Annotated in this window: 10 protein-coding genes; 4 read left to right on the plus strand and 6 right to left on the minus strand. The window is 73.2% G+C overall.

The genetic code is table 11. From position 1 onward, the window contains the following. Nucleotides 1-9: 9 nt before the first annotated feature. Genes IGS67_RS00385 through IGS67_RS00395 form a run of 3 tightly spaced genes read right to left on the minus strand, consistent with a single transcriptional unit; the run spans nt 10 to nt 3,661 of the window. Nucleotides 10-963 carry a MaoC family dehydratase gene (locus tag IGS67_RS00385; RefSeq protein WP_192276644.1) on the minus strand — a complete coding sequence of 318 codons (954 nt, stop codon included), beginning with the start codon at nt 961-963 and terminating at the stop codon, nt 10-12. Beyond that, the gene (locus IGS67_RS00390) at nt 963-2,315 is read right to left on the minus strand and encodes a 3-oxoacyl-ACP reductase (protein WP_192276646.1); all 1,353 of its coding nucleotides are present in this window, start codon (nt 2,313-2,315) and stop codon (nt 963-965) included. Before IGS67_RS00390 ends, IGS67_RS00385 begins: the two co-directional genes overlap by 1 nt. Beyond that, entirely contained in the window at nt 2,312-3,661 is a 1,350-nt protein-coding gene (locus tag IGS67_RS00395) for an acetyl-CoA C-acetyltransferase (protein ID WP_192276649.1), read from the minus strand. Before IGS67_RS00395 ends, IGS67_RS00390 begins: the two co-directional genes overlap by 4 nt. Nucleotides 3,662-3,724: 63 nt before the next feature. On the opposite strand from IGS67_RS00395, the gene IGS67_RS00400 reads away from it, so the two are divergent. Further along, nucleotides 3,725-4,534 (plus strand): TetR/AcrR family transcriptional regulator, encoded by an 810-nt coding sequence (locus IGS67_RS00400; RefSeq protein WP_328741231.1) that lies wholly within the window; start codon nt 3,725-3,727, stop codon nt 4,532-4,534. Between the two features lie 38 nt (nt 4,535-4,572). Then, the gene (locus tag IGS67_RS00405) at nt 4,573-6,651 is read left to right on the plus strand and encodes an acyl-CoA dehydrogenase family protein (RefSeq protein ID WP_192276652.1); all 2,079 of its coding nucleotides are present in this window, start codon (nt 4,573-4,575) and stop codon (nt 6,649-6,651) included. A 67-nt stretch (nt 6,652-6,718) separates the two neighbouring features. On the opposite strand, the gene IGS67_RS00410 is transcribed toward IGS67_RS00405, so the two are convergent. The 3 genes from IGS67_RS00410 to IGS67_RS00420 all read right to left on the minus strand — a co-directional run bounded on the left by IGS67_RS00410 (nt 6,719) and on the right by IGS67_RS00420 (nt 9,611). After that, the gene (locus IGS67_RS00410) at nt 6,719-7,348 is read right to left on the minus strand and encodes a superinfection immunity protein (RefSeq protein ID WP_192276654.1); all 630 of its coding nucleotides are present in this window, start codon (nt 7,346-7,348) and stop codon (nt 6,719-6,721) included. 49 nt (nt 7,349-7,397) lie between these two features. Beyond that, on the minus strand, nt 7,398-8,852 hold the full coding sequence (locus IGS67_RS00415; protein WP_192276656.1) for a heparan-alpha-glucosaminide N-acetyltransferase domain-containing protein: 1,455 nt from the start codon (nt 8,850-8,852) through the stop codon (nt 7,398-7,400). A gap of 105 nt (nt 8,853-8,957) precedes the next feature. Continuing rightward, complete coding sequence (locus tag IGS67_RS00420; RefSeq protein WP_192276658.1) at nt 8,958-9,611, minus strand: DUF2599 domain-containing protein; 654 nt, start codon at nt 9,609-9,611, stop codon at nt 8,958-8,960. Nucleotides 9,612-9,987: 376 nt separating this feature from the next. Here IGS67_RS00420 and IGS67_RS00425 point away from each other — a divergent pair, with 376 nt between their 5' ends. Then, nucleotides 9,988-10,764, plus strand: a complete 777-nt coding sequence (locus IGS67_RS00425) for a Rossmann-fold NAD(P)-binding domain-containing protein (RefSeq protein WP_192276660.1) — start codon at nt 9,988-9,990, stop codon at nt 10,762-10,764. A 189-nt stretch (nt 10,765-10,953) separates the two neighbouring features. Continuing rightward, nucleotides 10,954-13,275, plus strand: coding sequence for a phosphoribosylformylglycinamidine synthase subunit PurL (purL, locus tag IGS67_RS00430; protein ID WP_192276662.1), 2,322 nt, complete (start codon nt 10,954-10,956; stop codon nt 13,273-13,275). Nucleotides 13,276-13,434: the final 159 nt, after the last annotated feature.

Genomic DNA, 13,434 nt, shown 5'->3' on the forward strand with positions numbered 1-13,434 from the left:
TGCCGTCCGTCAAGCGTTGGGGATGACGGTCCCCGCGAGGTGGGGGCGTCCCGACGACGAGCGCCCCGCGTAGGTCCAGGCGCCGTCCGCCCCGGTCGTGTACGTGACGTCGACGCGGCCGGGCAGGAGGACCGGCTTGGCGAACTCGACGGTCCAGTCGTACGTCGGGCCGCGCCGGGCACCGACGTCCGCGAGGGCGCGGGCTGCGGTGTACATGCCGTGCGCGATCGCGCGCGGGAACCCGAAGGCCTTGGCGGAGAGCGCGGACATGTGGATGGGGTTGCGGTCTCCGGAGACAGCGCCGTAGGCGCGTCCGACGTCGGCGCTGAGGCGCCACACGACGGACGCCCCGACCTCGCCCGACGACTCCTGGTCCGACGCGTCAGCAGTGACCGACGACTCCGCGTCCGACGACTCAGCGCCCCCCACGAGGTGAACCCCCTTGGCGAGGTACGTCGAGATGCCCCGCCAGGCGACCTCGCCGTCGACGGCTATCTCGGCGCACACGTCGAGCTGCGTGCCGCGCCGGTGGGCGCGCAGGTCCTGCGTCCACGCGGTGACGTCGAGGGCATCGCCCAGGTGGACGGGCCGCAGGACGGACGCGGCGTTGGCGACGTGCACCATGCCGAGCAGCGGCAGCGGGAAGTCGGTCCGCACCATGACGGCGGTCGCGACGGGGAACGCGAGGACGTGGCAGAAGCCTGACGGCAGGGCGTCGGACCCGGTCTCGCCGAGCAGGTGCTGGTAGGAGGTGAGGTGCCCGGGGTCGACGCGGACACCCTCGACGCGGTGTGCGACGGCCGGCAGCGTCGTCGCCGTCGTGCGGCCCGGGATCTGGGCCGCAGCCGAGCCCGCCGCGCCGCGCACGTAGAGACCGCCGAGGCCCGGCACCGACGGCAGGGTCTCGACGCGTGTGCCCGGCGGCGGCCCGGTGACCGTCCGCGAGGGGGGAAGGACGGTCATCACGCCCCCACGAGGTTCTGGCCGCACACGCGCAGCACCTGGCCGGAGACTGCGCCCGCGCCGGGGGACCCGAGGAACGCGACGGCCTCGGCGACGTCGACGGGCTGCCCGCCCTGCTGGAGGGAGTTGAGGCGCCGGGCGACCTCGCGCGTCGCGAACGGGATGCGCGCGGTCATCTCGGTCTCGATGAAGCCGGGTGCGACGGCGTTCGCGGTGCCGCCGACGTCCGCGAGCAGCGGCGAGGTCGCGCGGACCATGCCGATGACGCCGGCCTTCGACGCGCCGTAGTTCGTCTGCCCGCGGTTACCCGCGATGCCGGACGTCGAGGCGAGGGAGACGATGCGCGGCGCGTCACGGAAGAGGTCGGAGGCGAGCAGCACGTCGTTGATCCGCAGCTGGGCCGCTGTGTTGACGGCGAGGACGGAGTCCCAGCGGGCCGCGTCCATGTTCGCGAGGAGCTTGTCCCGCGTGATGCCGGCGTTGTGGACGACGACGTCGAGGCGCCCGTGCCGTGCACGGGCGTGTGCGACGATGCGCTCGCCCGCGTCGTCGGCCGTGATGTCGAGTTGCAGCGCGGTGCCACGGACCTCGTTGGCGACCTTCGCGAGGTGCTCGCCCGCGGCGGGCACGTCGACGCACACGACGGCCGCGCCGTCGCGGGCGAGGGTGCGGGCGATCGCGGCGCCGATGCCGCGGGCGGCGCCGGTGACGACGGCGACGCGGCCCTCGAGCGGCCGGGCGTCGTCCTGAGCGGGGACGTCGGCGGGACCGACGGTGAGGAGCTGTCCGTCGACGAACGCGGAGCGTGCCGAGAGGAACCAGCGCAGCGGGGCGAGCACGCCCTCGCCCCCCGCGGCGGCGCCGCCGGCGAGCACGAGCCCGTTCGCGGTCGCGCCGCCCCGCAGCTCCTTGGCGAGCGAGCGTGTGAAGCCGTCGACGGCCTGGCGTGCAGCGGCGAGGGCCGGAGCGTCGTCGGGCTGCGGCTCACGGACGAGCGTGACGACGCGCGCGCCGCGCGCCGTCTGCTTGAGCACGGAACCCGCGGCGAGGACGTGCTCGGAGAGGTCCTCGACGCGCTCGATCTCCGTGAGGACGAGGACGACGGCGCCCCAGCGAGCAGTGCCTGTCGAGGGGGAGCGGTGGACGTCGAGGTCGAGGCCGAGCAGGTGCTGCGCGACGGCGTCGGAGTCGGAACCGTCGTGCGTGTCGGGTCCGAGGACGAGGACGGGGCCGGGCACGAGAGGGTCGCCCGCGCTGAAGCGGCGGAGGATCGCGGGCTGCGGCAGGCCGAGGCGCTTGGCGAGCGTCGCGGTGAAGCCCGTGTTGACGAGGTGGGTGTAGCGGTCGGTCATCGCGGGTCTCCCTCGGTGGTGGGGACGGACTCGAGGATCGCGGCGACGCCGAGGCCGCCGGCGGCGCAGATCGAGACGAGCGCGCGGAACGGGCCGGCCGCGGGTGAGGCGGCCTGGAGCTCGGCGAGCTGCTTGGCGGTCTGGGCGACGATGCGTCCGCCGGTCGCCGCGAAGGGGTGGCCTGCGGCGAGCGAGGAGCCGTTGACGTTGACCTTGGCGGGGTCGATCGTGCCGAGGGCGCCGGGCAGGCCGAGCTCGGTGCGGCAGTAGTCGTCGTCGGCCCACGCGGCCTGGGTCGTGAGGACGACGCTCGCGAACGCCTCGTGGATCTCGACGAGGTCGAGGTCGCCGAGCGTGAGTCCCTGGCGGGTGAGGAGGCGGGCGACGGCGTGGACGGGAGCCATGAGGAGGCCTTCGTGGCCGTGGACGAAGTCGACGGCGGCGGTCTCGGCGTCGACGACGCGCGCGAGGAGCGGCAGGTTGCGTGCGGCGGCCCAGTCGGCGGAGCCGAGGAGAACGGCGGACGCGCCGTCCGACAGGGGAGTGGAGTTGCCCGCGGTCATCGTCGGCATGTGGTCGAGGCGCTTGCCGAAGACGGGGCTGAGCTTGCCGAGCTTCTCCGCGGAGGTGTCGGGGCGCAGGATCTGGTCGCGGACGAGGCCGCGGTAGGGGGTGACAAGGTCGTCCTGGAAGCCGCGCTCGTAGGAGGCGGCAAGGTTGTGGTGGGAGCGCAGGGCGATCTCGTCCTGGGCCTCGCGCGTGATGCCCCAGCGGGCGGTCGTCACGGCCTGGTGCTCGCCCATCGACAGGCCGGTGCGGGGCTCGTCCGTGCGCGGGGCGTCGGGTGCGAGGTCAGCGGGGCGGACCTTGGCGAACGCCTTGAGGCGGGTGGGCAGGTCCCGGGCGCGGGCCGCGGTGAGGAGCGCGCGGCGCAGGCCGGGGGACACGGCGACGGGGGCGTCGGACGTCGAGTCGACTCCGCCGGCGATGGCGGACTCGATCTGGCCGAGGCGGATCTTGTTGGAGACGGTGATGACGGCTTCGAGGCCGGTCGCGCACGCCTGCTGGAGGTCGAAGGCGGGGGTGCGGGGGTCGAGCGCCGTGCCGAGGGCGGACTCGCGGACGAGGTTGAAGTCCTTGGAGTGCTTGAGGACGGCGCCGCCGACGATCTCGCCGAGGCGTTCGCCCTGGAGCCCGTAGCGGGCGACGAGGCCGTCGAGCGCCGCGGTGAGCATGTCCTGGTTGGACGAGCGGGCGTAGGCGCCGCCGACCTTGCCGAAGGGGATGCGGTTGCCGCCGAGGACGTAGGCCTCGCGGGGGCTGCTGGGGGTGGGTGACGTCGTCATCGTGGGCCTCTCGCTCCGTTGCTCGGGTTCCTGGAACTCAGAGTACCTGATACTGTGGGTTTCGTGAGTCCGATCACACCGGGACGTGGCACCGACGCCACCGAGGACGACGGCGCCCCCGTCGCCCGTCGACGCACGTCCGCCGCCACCACGCCGCGCACGACAAGCCTCCCCTCCCCGGCCGAGTCCGTCGACGGCCGGTCCACCCGCTGGGACACGCACCGCGAGGCCCGCCGCCGCGAGCTCACCCACGCCGCCCGCCGCGCGGTCCACCGCCGCGGCCCCGACGTCTCCATGGACGACATCGCCGCCGACCTCGGCACCTCGAAGTCCATCCTCTACCGCTACTTCACCGACAAGGTCGGCCTCCAGAACGCCGTCGGCGAAGCCGTCGTCGCCGCCATCACCGCCAACCTCCGCGCCGCCGTCGAGAACGCGCCCACCCCGCGCGCCGCCCTCCACGGCATGATCGACGCCTACCTCGCGATGATCGAGCACTCGCCGAGCGTCTACTACTTCGTCACCCGCAACACCGCGATCGCCAACGCCGTCGCGCTCCCCGCCCAGGGCGACGCAGCCCGCTCCGCACCGCTGTCGTCGTTCCTCGGCTCCATCACGACGGTCGTCGCCCAACCCTTCGCGCAGGCCGTCGGCAGCGACGACCACCTCGACGTCGAGGCCTGGGCCGCCGGCGCCGTCGGCTTCATCTCCGGAACCGGCGAATGGTGGCTCGCGCGCCTCGGCGAGCCCGGCACGCCCGGCCGCGAGCACATCGCGACCCGCATCACCGCCTGGCTGTGGGCTGGCCCCATCGGCCTGCTCGCCCGCGAACGCCAGACCACCACCGACCCCCAGGACACCACCCAGGGCTGACACCCCCCACCCGCACCGTTGGAGACGAAGGAGTCCCGATGACCGCGACAGCAGCACCCCGGAACGCACAGCAGACGGCGGACGACGACGTCACGCTCGACGCCGCTGCCCTCACCCCCCAGCTCCTCGGACGTTGGGGCCACCTGCGTGCGTTCACGCGCGAGATCCTCAAGGACGAGAAGTTCCACAAGATCGAGGGCCTGACGAAGGAGGAGCACCGCGAGCGGGTCCTCGGCCAGCTCAAGGCGCTCGTCACCGAGGGCAAGGTCCTGCGCGCCTTCCCCGAGCGGCTCGGTGGGGGCGACGAGCACGGCGGCTCCCTCGCCGCGTTCGAGGAGCTCGTCGCGGGCGACCCGTCGATGCAGATCAAGGCCGGCGTCCAGTGGGGGCTCTTCGCGTCCGCGATCCTCCACCTCGGCACCCCGGAGCAGCAGGACCGGCTCCTGCCCGCCGCGATGACCCTCGAGACGCCCGGCGCGTTCGCGATGACGGAGATCGGCCACGGCTCGGACGTCGCGTCGATCGCGACGACGGCGACGTACGACGCCGAGACGCAGGAGTTCGTCATCCACACGCCGTTCCGTGCCGCGTGGAAGGAGTACCTAGGCAACGCCGCCCTCCACGGGCAGGCCGCCGTCGTCTTCGCACAGCTCGTGACGAAGGGCGTCAACCATGGCGTCCACGCGTTCTACGTGCCCGTGCGCGAGCGGCTCGCCGACGGCTCGGCCGGTCCCCTCCTGCCGGGCGTCCAGAGTGAGGACGACGGCCAGAAGGGCGGGCTCAACGGCATCGACAACGGTCGCTTCGCGTTCGACCACGTGCGCGTGCCGCGCACCGACCTCCTCGCGCGCTACGGCTACGTCGCCGAGGACGGCACGTACTCCTCACCCATCGAGAGCCCCGGGCGACGGTTCTTCACGATGCTCGGCTCCCTCGTCCAAGGTCGCGTCTCGCTCGACGGCGCGGCCGTCAACGCGCAGAAGATCGCCCTCGCGATCGCCGTGCGCTACGCGACCGAGCGACGTCAGTTCCCCGGCGCAGGCGGCGAGGAGACCGTCCTGCTCGACTACGGCGAGCACCAGCGTCGCCTCGTGCCGCTCGTCGCGCGCACGTACGCGGGTCTCTTCGCGCACGCCGAGCTCCTCGAGCTCTTCGACGACGTCTTTTCGGGACGCAACGACACTGACGAGTCCCGCGAGGACCTCGAGACGCTCGCCGCGACGCTCAAGCCCGCATCGACGTGGACCGCGCTCTCGACGATCCAGACGTGCCGCGAGGCGTGCGGCGGCGCGGGCTTCATGGCGGAGAACCGCATGACGGGCCTCCATGCGGACCTCGACGTCTACGTGACGTTCGAGGGGGACAACACGGTGCTCCTGCAGCTCGTCGGCAAGCGGCTCCTCGCCGACTATGCGAAGAAGTTCAAGGGCATCGACGCCGCAGGCATCGCGCGCATCGCTGCCGAACGAGCAGCGGACACGGTCCGCTACGCGACGCCTTTCGGCCGCGCGCTGCAGAAGATCTCCGACTCGGGCCAGGCGGCACGTAAGGTCGCGCACCTGCGGGGCGAGGAGGCCCAGCGGGCGCTCCTCACCGACCGTGTCGAGACGATGGTCGAGGAGGTCGCTGACCGGCTGCGCCCCGCGCAGAAACTGCCCGACGACAAGGCGACGGCGCTCTTCAACCAGCACCAGCACGACCTCATCGAGGCAGCGAAGGCGCACGCCGACCTCGTCCAGTGGGAGGCGTTCACGCGGGCGCTCGACGCGGTGACCGACGACGGCAACCGCACGATCCTCACGTGGCTGCGCGACCTCTACGGCCTCGCTGTCATCGAGGAGAACCTCGCGTGGTACCTCATGCACGGTCGCCTCACTGGCGAACGCGCGCGCATGGTGTCGTCGTACATGACGCGCCTCGTCGGACGCCTGCGCCCGCACGTCCTCGGCCTCACCGAGGCGTGGGGCTACGCGCCCGAGCACCTGCGCGCACCCATTGCGACAGGTGCGGAGAAGGTCCGGCAGGACGAGGCGATCGCGTACTACAGGGCCCAGCGGGCCTCGGGGGACGCTCCGATCAGCGAGAAGGCGCTCAAGCGTCACGCGAAGAAGCGCTGACCCGCGGCTGACGAGGCCCCCGCACGCGGCGCGTGCGGGGGCCTCGTGCGTCGGCCGTCAGGTGTCCTCAGGGGTGCGTGTGCCCCGTCCAGGCGTAGCCGTCCCAGAACTGCTGGCCGACGCCCGTCGGGCTCGGGTACCAGCCGGGCGGCGGGAGCGTCGAGGTACGGGTCGTTCCGGTGAGCGACCAGATGAGGCCGATGATCCAGCCGATGCCCGTCCAGCCGGTGAACAGGGTGACGAGGGCGATCGCGACGGTGGAGTCGTGGCGTCGCGTCACAGCGATCGCCCACGGCAGCATGTAGAAGCCCGTGAAGACTGCGGCGATCCATGCGACGACGACGAGCGTCGTGTCGGTGCCCTGCTGGTACGTCTGAGCGCCGTAGGCGGGCTGGTATCCCGCCGGCCCTTGCGGGTATCCCGCTGGGCCCTGCTGGTGGCCCGTGGCGCCCTGGGGGTACCCCGTCGGGGTGCCGTACGGGTCGCCGCCGTAGGGAGCGGCGGCCGCGGTGCCGCCGCTGTACTGGCCCGGCGTGTAGGGGCCGAGGCCCGACGTGCCGCCGCCTCCGCTCGCGCCGTACCCTCCGGCGGGTGACGTGCTGCCGCTCAGCGGGCGGCCCGCGCTGTCGTAGCGGAGCTCGGGGTACGGGGTCGAGGACGACGGCGGTGTCACTGGTCCGTACGGGTTGTCAGTCATGGTGGTCCCTGGGCGTGGCGGTGCGACGCCGGTCCGTCGCGCGACCAGCCTAGGGGACCTCGGGCGGGCCTGGCAGGTGCGGACGTCCCGGACCGCCGTCGCTCGGCATCCGGAGCTTCTCGCCCGACGTGCGGACGGCGTAGCGCGACGCGACCCACGCCGTCATCCGCTCGAGCGGGCCCTTCCCGAGCGTGAGCGCCCAGAGGGTCGCGGCCGGCAGGAGCACGCCGACCTGCCAGAGCCAGGTCATGAGCCCGGCCGGTTCGACGAACCTCGGCACGAAGAAGCTGACGATGTGCAGGGAGTACACGGTGAGCGGCATGCTGCCGAGCGCGGCGATCGGCACGAGCAGCTGCCGCAGGACGCGCGGACGTCCGAGCGCGAGGCAGAGGCCGAGCGTCGCGAGCACGAACCCGCCGGAGCCCACGACCTCGCCGAGTCCCCCGGAGTGCGGCTCCGCGGAGACGAGCGCCCCGCGGACCGCGTCCCACGTGAGGCTGTCGGTCATGAGGGGCGAGCGCCACCATCCGTCGGCCGGGTCCGCGCCCCACCCGGACGACGCTGCGCTGCCGAGCTCGATGAGCGTCGAGCCGGACATCACCGAGCCGGGCACAGGTGCCTCGACGGTCGCGCCGGCGGTGCGCCAGCACGACACCGACTCCTCGTCCTGCCGGATGCAGGTGAAGCCTGCGAGGTCGACGTCCTCGCCAGGCACCTCGACGATTGACGACCCCGGGTCGGAGGGTTCCTCGACGGGCGGCGCGTCCGCGTCCGCCGGCGCGAGGAGGGTTGCTCCGCCGTAGCCTGCGATGCAGAGGACGATGCCGACGGCGACCATCGCCCCGGCCCGGCGCAGAGAACCGAGATCGCCACGGCCCACGACGAGGCCCGTGAGGACGAGCGCGAGCCACACCGGCAGCGGGTACATGCCGAGGAGGACGAGCTGGGCGGCGCTGCCGCCGAGGAGGTAGGTGGCCTTCGCGAGCGACACGAGCGGGCCGAGCACGACGACGAGGACCGCGACGAGGAGGAGGAGCCGACGCGTCGACCACCCGACGACCGGCGCCACGATGATGAAGAGGATCCCGTAGAAGCCGAGGATGATCGCGACGGGTGAGCCCACGAGCTCGAGCAGCACGCCGAGCCCGAAGACGACGACCCCGCGCCCGACGAGCGCGAGCCGGGTGCGACGCACCTCGTCGGCCGGTGCCGTCCGGACGCCTCGGGTCATGAGGGCGATCGACACGCCGGCGACGAGCGCGAAGAGCAGGGACGAGCGGCCGTGGACGACACCGGCCCACGTCCCGGGGTCGCCGACGACGAACTGCGGCGGGTTCCCGACGTGCGCGGCGATCATGCCGACGACGGCGAGGGCCCGGGCGACGTCGAGGCCCGCGACGCGTGGTGGGCGGACGATCCGCGACCAACGCTCACCGATGCCGCGACGAGGGCGGGACGGCGTGCTGGACAGTGGGGCGCCAGCGCCCTCGAGTGTGGTCGTCACGGGTGCGAGCCTAGGGGCTGCCGGGGGCCCGGAGAACGAACTGCGCAAGCGCAACTTTGCGGATCCTGTGAAGGAAGTTGGACGGTGTCCGCGCAGGTCAGGCGCTCACGTGGGGTTGCAGCGGGCCAGAAGGTACGCGAGGTAGTCGACCTCGGGCCGCCATGGCTCGAGGTTCCACGTCTCCTTGCCTGGGGCCCCGAGCGCGTGGCAGCGCAACTGGTGGTCCATGACCGTCGTCGTCGCGTCGGGCCCCGAGGCGACGAGCTCGGCGCGCACGGCCTCGAGCGCGGCCGTCGAGCCCGAACGGCCGAACGCCGTCGGGTCCACCTGGAGGGAGCGGCCGCCCTCGACGTCGTCGGCCCACGTCGCGCTCTCGACGGCGCGCGGCGCGACCGTGAGCGTCACGTTCGCGGGCGGGGTCGCGGTCGTCGACGATGCCGACGCGCGGGCTGCGACCTCGACGACGAGCCGGCGGCCGTCGTCCTCGGTGCGGGTGCTCACCCGGCGGATGCCGTCGGCATCACGGGCCGACGGGTCCGTGCCGCCGACGCGAGGAGGGTCTGCGGCGTCGGTGAGCGTCGCCGACCCGTCCGGGTACGCGGCCCAGCGGGCGCCGTCGACGGTGACCTCGAGCGACTCGCCGTCGCCGAGCGTCGCGGACACGACGACGATGCCGTCAACGAGTGCGGCCTCCGGCGCGTCGGCCCCGCCGGGTGCGGTCACCGTCGTCGCGCGCCCGAGCGCGTCGGAGACGCGCACCGACGCGGACGGCGACGGTCCGGTCGTGCCCTCGGGAGCGGCCGACGGAGGCGTGGCGGACGTGGTCGGCTCCGCCAGCGTCGGACCACGGCCGTCCCCCGACGGGCCAGGGCCGCACGCAACCAGCGCAGATGCGCAGGTCAGCGCCGCGACGAGGCGTCGCACACGCCTCGTCACGACACGCTGCCCAGTGCTGGTCGTCGACGTCACCCTGCCGACCCTAGCGACCCGCTCCCCGTGCGAGTGCCGGGTGAAAGCACCTACGCTGAGCGCGGTCCGGGTGAGACGAGACGCGCGTCATACCGACACGTGTCACGACGGTGCCACCCTCATGGGCGGACCCGCACGAGCGACGAGCAGCACGAGGAGGACACGGGTGGGGCGCACGATCATCGTCGGCACAGGAGTCCTCGCCCAGGCCGCGGCCCGGGCGATTGAACGACACGGACGCCAGGCCGTGCTCGTCGGACGCCGCGACGGCGTCGACGTGCGCGGACCCATCGACCTCCGTCCGTTCACCGACGGCGAGCCCGTCGACGCGGTCCTCGAGGCGACGAGCACGCACGCGAACCGCCCAGCGGACGCCGTCCGGTTCTTCGAGGCGTCCGCCCGGCACGTCGCAGCCGCTGCCCACGACGTCGACGCCGGCATGCACGTCGTCGTGTCGATCGTCGGCTGCCACCGCGCGACCGGGTACGCGCACTACGCGGGCAAGGTCGCGCAGGAACGCGCCGCGCGCGCCGCCGCGACCGACGCGACCCCCGCGATCATCGTCCGGTCCACCCAGTGGTTCACGTTCCCCGGACAGCTCGTCGACCGCCTCGCGCGCGGCCCCGTCATGCCCGTCCCGAGCATGCGGCTGCGACCCGTCGCGCTCGACTCCGTCGCCGACGTCGTCGCCGAGATCGTCGTCGGGAAGCGTGAGCGCGAGAGCGCATGCGTGTGCGGGCCCGAGACGATGACGCTCGCGCAGATGGTCGCCCGCCTCGAGGGGAGGCCCGCGGTGCGCATCCCCGTGCCGCTGCCCGGCGCCGCGCGCGAGGCGCGCACCGGGGCCCTGCTCCCGACCGGCGGCGTCGAGGTCGTCGGGCCCCGCTTCGAGGACTGGCTGCGTGAGCACCCCGACGGACGCCAGCGCGAACTCGACGCCTGACCGGCGCGACGGGCCGTCCCGCGCCTGCCGAACCCGCGCCGCCGGAGGCTGAGACGCGCGTCCGGCGCGTCCGCAGGCGCGGCTAGACTGGCGGCGTCTCGCACCGTACGGAGGAGCACCCGGCCGCGCCCACGCCCGCGCGGACGACGCCGGCTCGCCGCACGCCGCCCACCACGCCCGAGGGAAACGATGACCGCGCCCAAGCCCACCCTGGACACCGTCGAGAACGCAGCAGCCACTCCCGACGAGGAGCAGCCCTTCGCGTCTCTCGGGCTCAAGCCCGACGAGTACCAGCGGATCAAGGACATCCTGGGTCGCCGCCCCACGGCCGCCGAGCTCGCGATGTACTCCGTCATGTGGTCCGAGCACTGCTCGTACAAGTCCTCGAAGATCCACCTGTCGAAGTTCGGCGCCAAGACGACCGACGAGATGAAGAAGCACCTCCTCGTCGGCATCGGCGAGAACGCGGGCGTCGTCGAAATCGGTGACGGCTGGGCCGTGACCTTCAAGGTCGAGTCCCACAACCACCCGTCGTTCGTCGAGCCCTACCAGGGCGCCGCGACGGGCGTCGGCGGCATCGTCCGCGACATCATCTCCATGGGCGCGCGCCCCGTCGCCGTCATGGACCAGCTGCGCTTCGGTGACGTCGAGCACCCCGACACGGCGCGCGTCGTCCACGGCGTCGTCTCCGGCGTCGGCGGCTACGGCAACTCCCTCGGCCTGCCGAACATCGGCGGCGAGCTCGTCTTCGACGCCTCCTACCAGGGCAACCCCCTCGTCAACGCGCTCTGCCTCGGCGTCCTGCGTCACGAGGACATCCACCTCGCCAACGCCTCGGGCGTCGGCAACAAGGTCGTGCTCTTCGGCGCCCGCACGGGCGGCGACGGCATCGGCGGCGCCTCGATCCTCGCGTCCGAGACCTTCGAGGACGGCGTCCCCGCCAAGCGTCCGTCGGTGCAGGTGGGCGACCCCTTCATGGAGAAGGTGCTCATCGAGTGCTGCCTCGAGCTTTACGCAGCCGAGGTCGTCGAGGGCATCCAGGACCTCGGCGCAGCCGGCATCTCCTGCGCGACGAGCGAGCTCGCGTCCAACGGTGACGGCGGCATGCACGTGTGGCTCGACGACGTCCTGCTGCGCGACCCGACGCTCAACGCCGGCGAGATCCTCATGTCGGAGTCGCAGGAGCGCATGATGGCCGTCGTCACGCCGGCCAAGCTCGAGCAGTTCCTCGCGATCACGAAGAAGTGGGACGTCGAGACCGCCGTCATCGGCGAGGTTAACGACTCCGGGCGCCTGACGATCGACCACCACGGTCAGCGCATCGTCGACGTCGACCCCCGCACCGTCGCCCACGAGGGACCGGTCTACGACCGTCCCTACGCGCGTCCCGCGTGGCAGGACGGGCTCAACGCCGACACGACCGTCGCCGCTGGCCTCGCCCGCCCGGCCACGGGCGACGAGTTGCGCGCCGCCGCGCTCGCCGTGCTCGGCTCGCCCAACCACTCGTCCAAGGCGTGGGTGACCAACCAGTACGACCGCTTCGTCCAGGGCAACACGGCGCTCGCGCAGCCCGACGACTCGGGCGTCGTCCGCGTCGACGAGTCCACGAACCTCGGCGTCGCCCTCTCGACCGACGCCAACGGCCGCTACGCGAAGCTCGACCCGCGCACCGGCGCCCAGCTCGCGCTCGCCGAGGCGTACCGCAACGTCGCCACGACGGGCGCCCGCCCCCTCGCGATCACCGACTGCCTGAACTTCGGTTCGCCCGAGGACCCGGACTCCATGTGGCAGCTCGTCGAGGCCATCGAGGGCCTCGCCGACGGCTGCTTCGAGCTCGGCACGCCCGTCACGGGCGGCAACGTGTCGCTCTACAACGGCACGGGCGAGCCCGGCCAGATCGACTCCTCGATCCACCCGACGCCCGTCGTCGGCGTCCTCGGGGTCATCGACGACGTCACGCGCGCGACCGCGTCCGGCTGGCGCACCGAGGGGCAGACGATCTTCCTCCTCGGCACGACGCGCGCCGAGCTCGACGGCTCGGCCTGGGCCGACGTCGTCCACCGCCACCTCGGTGGCGTGCCCCCGCGGCTCGACCTCGCCGCGGAGAAGGCGCTCGCCGACGTCCTCGTCAACGCCTCGCGCGACGAGCTCGTCGACGCCGCGCACGACCTCTCCGAGGGCGGCCTCGTCCAGGCGCTCCTCGAGTCCTGCCTGCGCTACGGCGTCGGCGCGCGCGTCTCGATCGCGGGCCTCGTCGAGCGCGACGGCGTCACCGAGTTCGAGGCGCTCTTCTCCGAGTCCGTCGCCCGCGCCGTCGTCTCCGTGCCGCGCGGCGAGGAGCAGCGCCTCGTCGACGCGTGCGTCGCCCGTGGCGTGCCGCTCCTCAAACTCGGCGAGACCGGCGCGGTCGTGGGCGACGAGCCCGCGCTCGTCGTCGACGGCCTCTTCGAGGTGCCGCTCGCCGAGGCCCGCGAGGTCTTCGAGGGTGCGCTCCCCGCGATCTTCGGCTGAGCTCGGAGCTGCGGCGAAGTAGGGGGCTGCGCGCGAGGTAGGTGGTCGCCCGCGAGGTAGGGCCCGACAAGGCCCTACCTCGCGTGCGCGGGCCTACCTCGGCGACGCCGGGGCGCTGCCGGACCCCGACGACGCCAGGCCGCGGCGCCGCGACGTCGC

The organism is Flavimobilis rhizosphaerae, assembly GCF_014852685.1.
Classification (GTDB): Bacteria; Actinomycetota; Actinomycetes; order Actinomycetales; family Cellulomonadaceae; genus Flavimobilis; species Flavimobilis rhizosphaerae.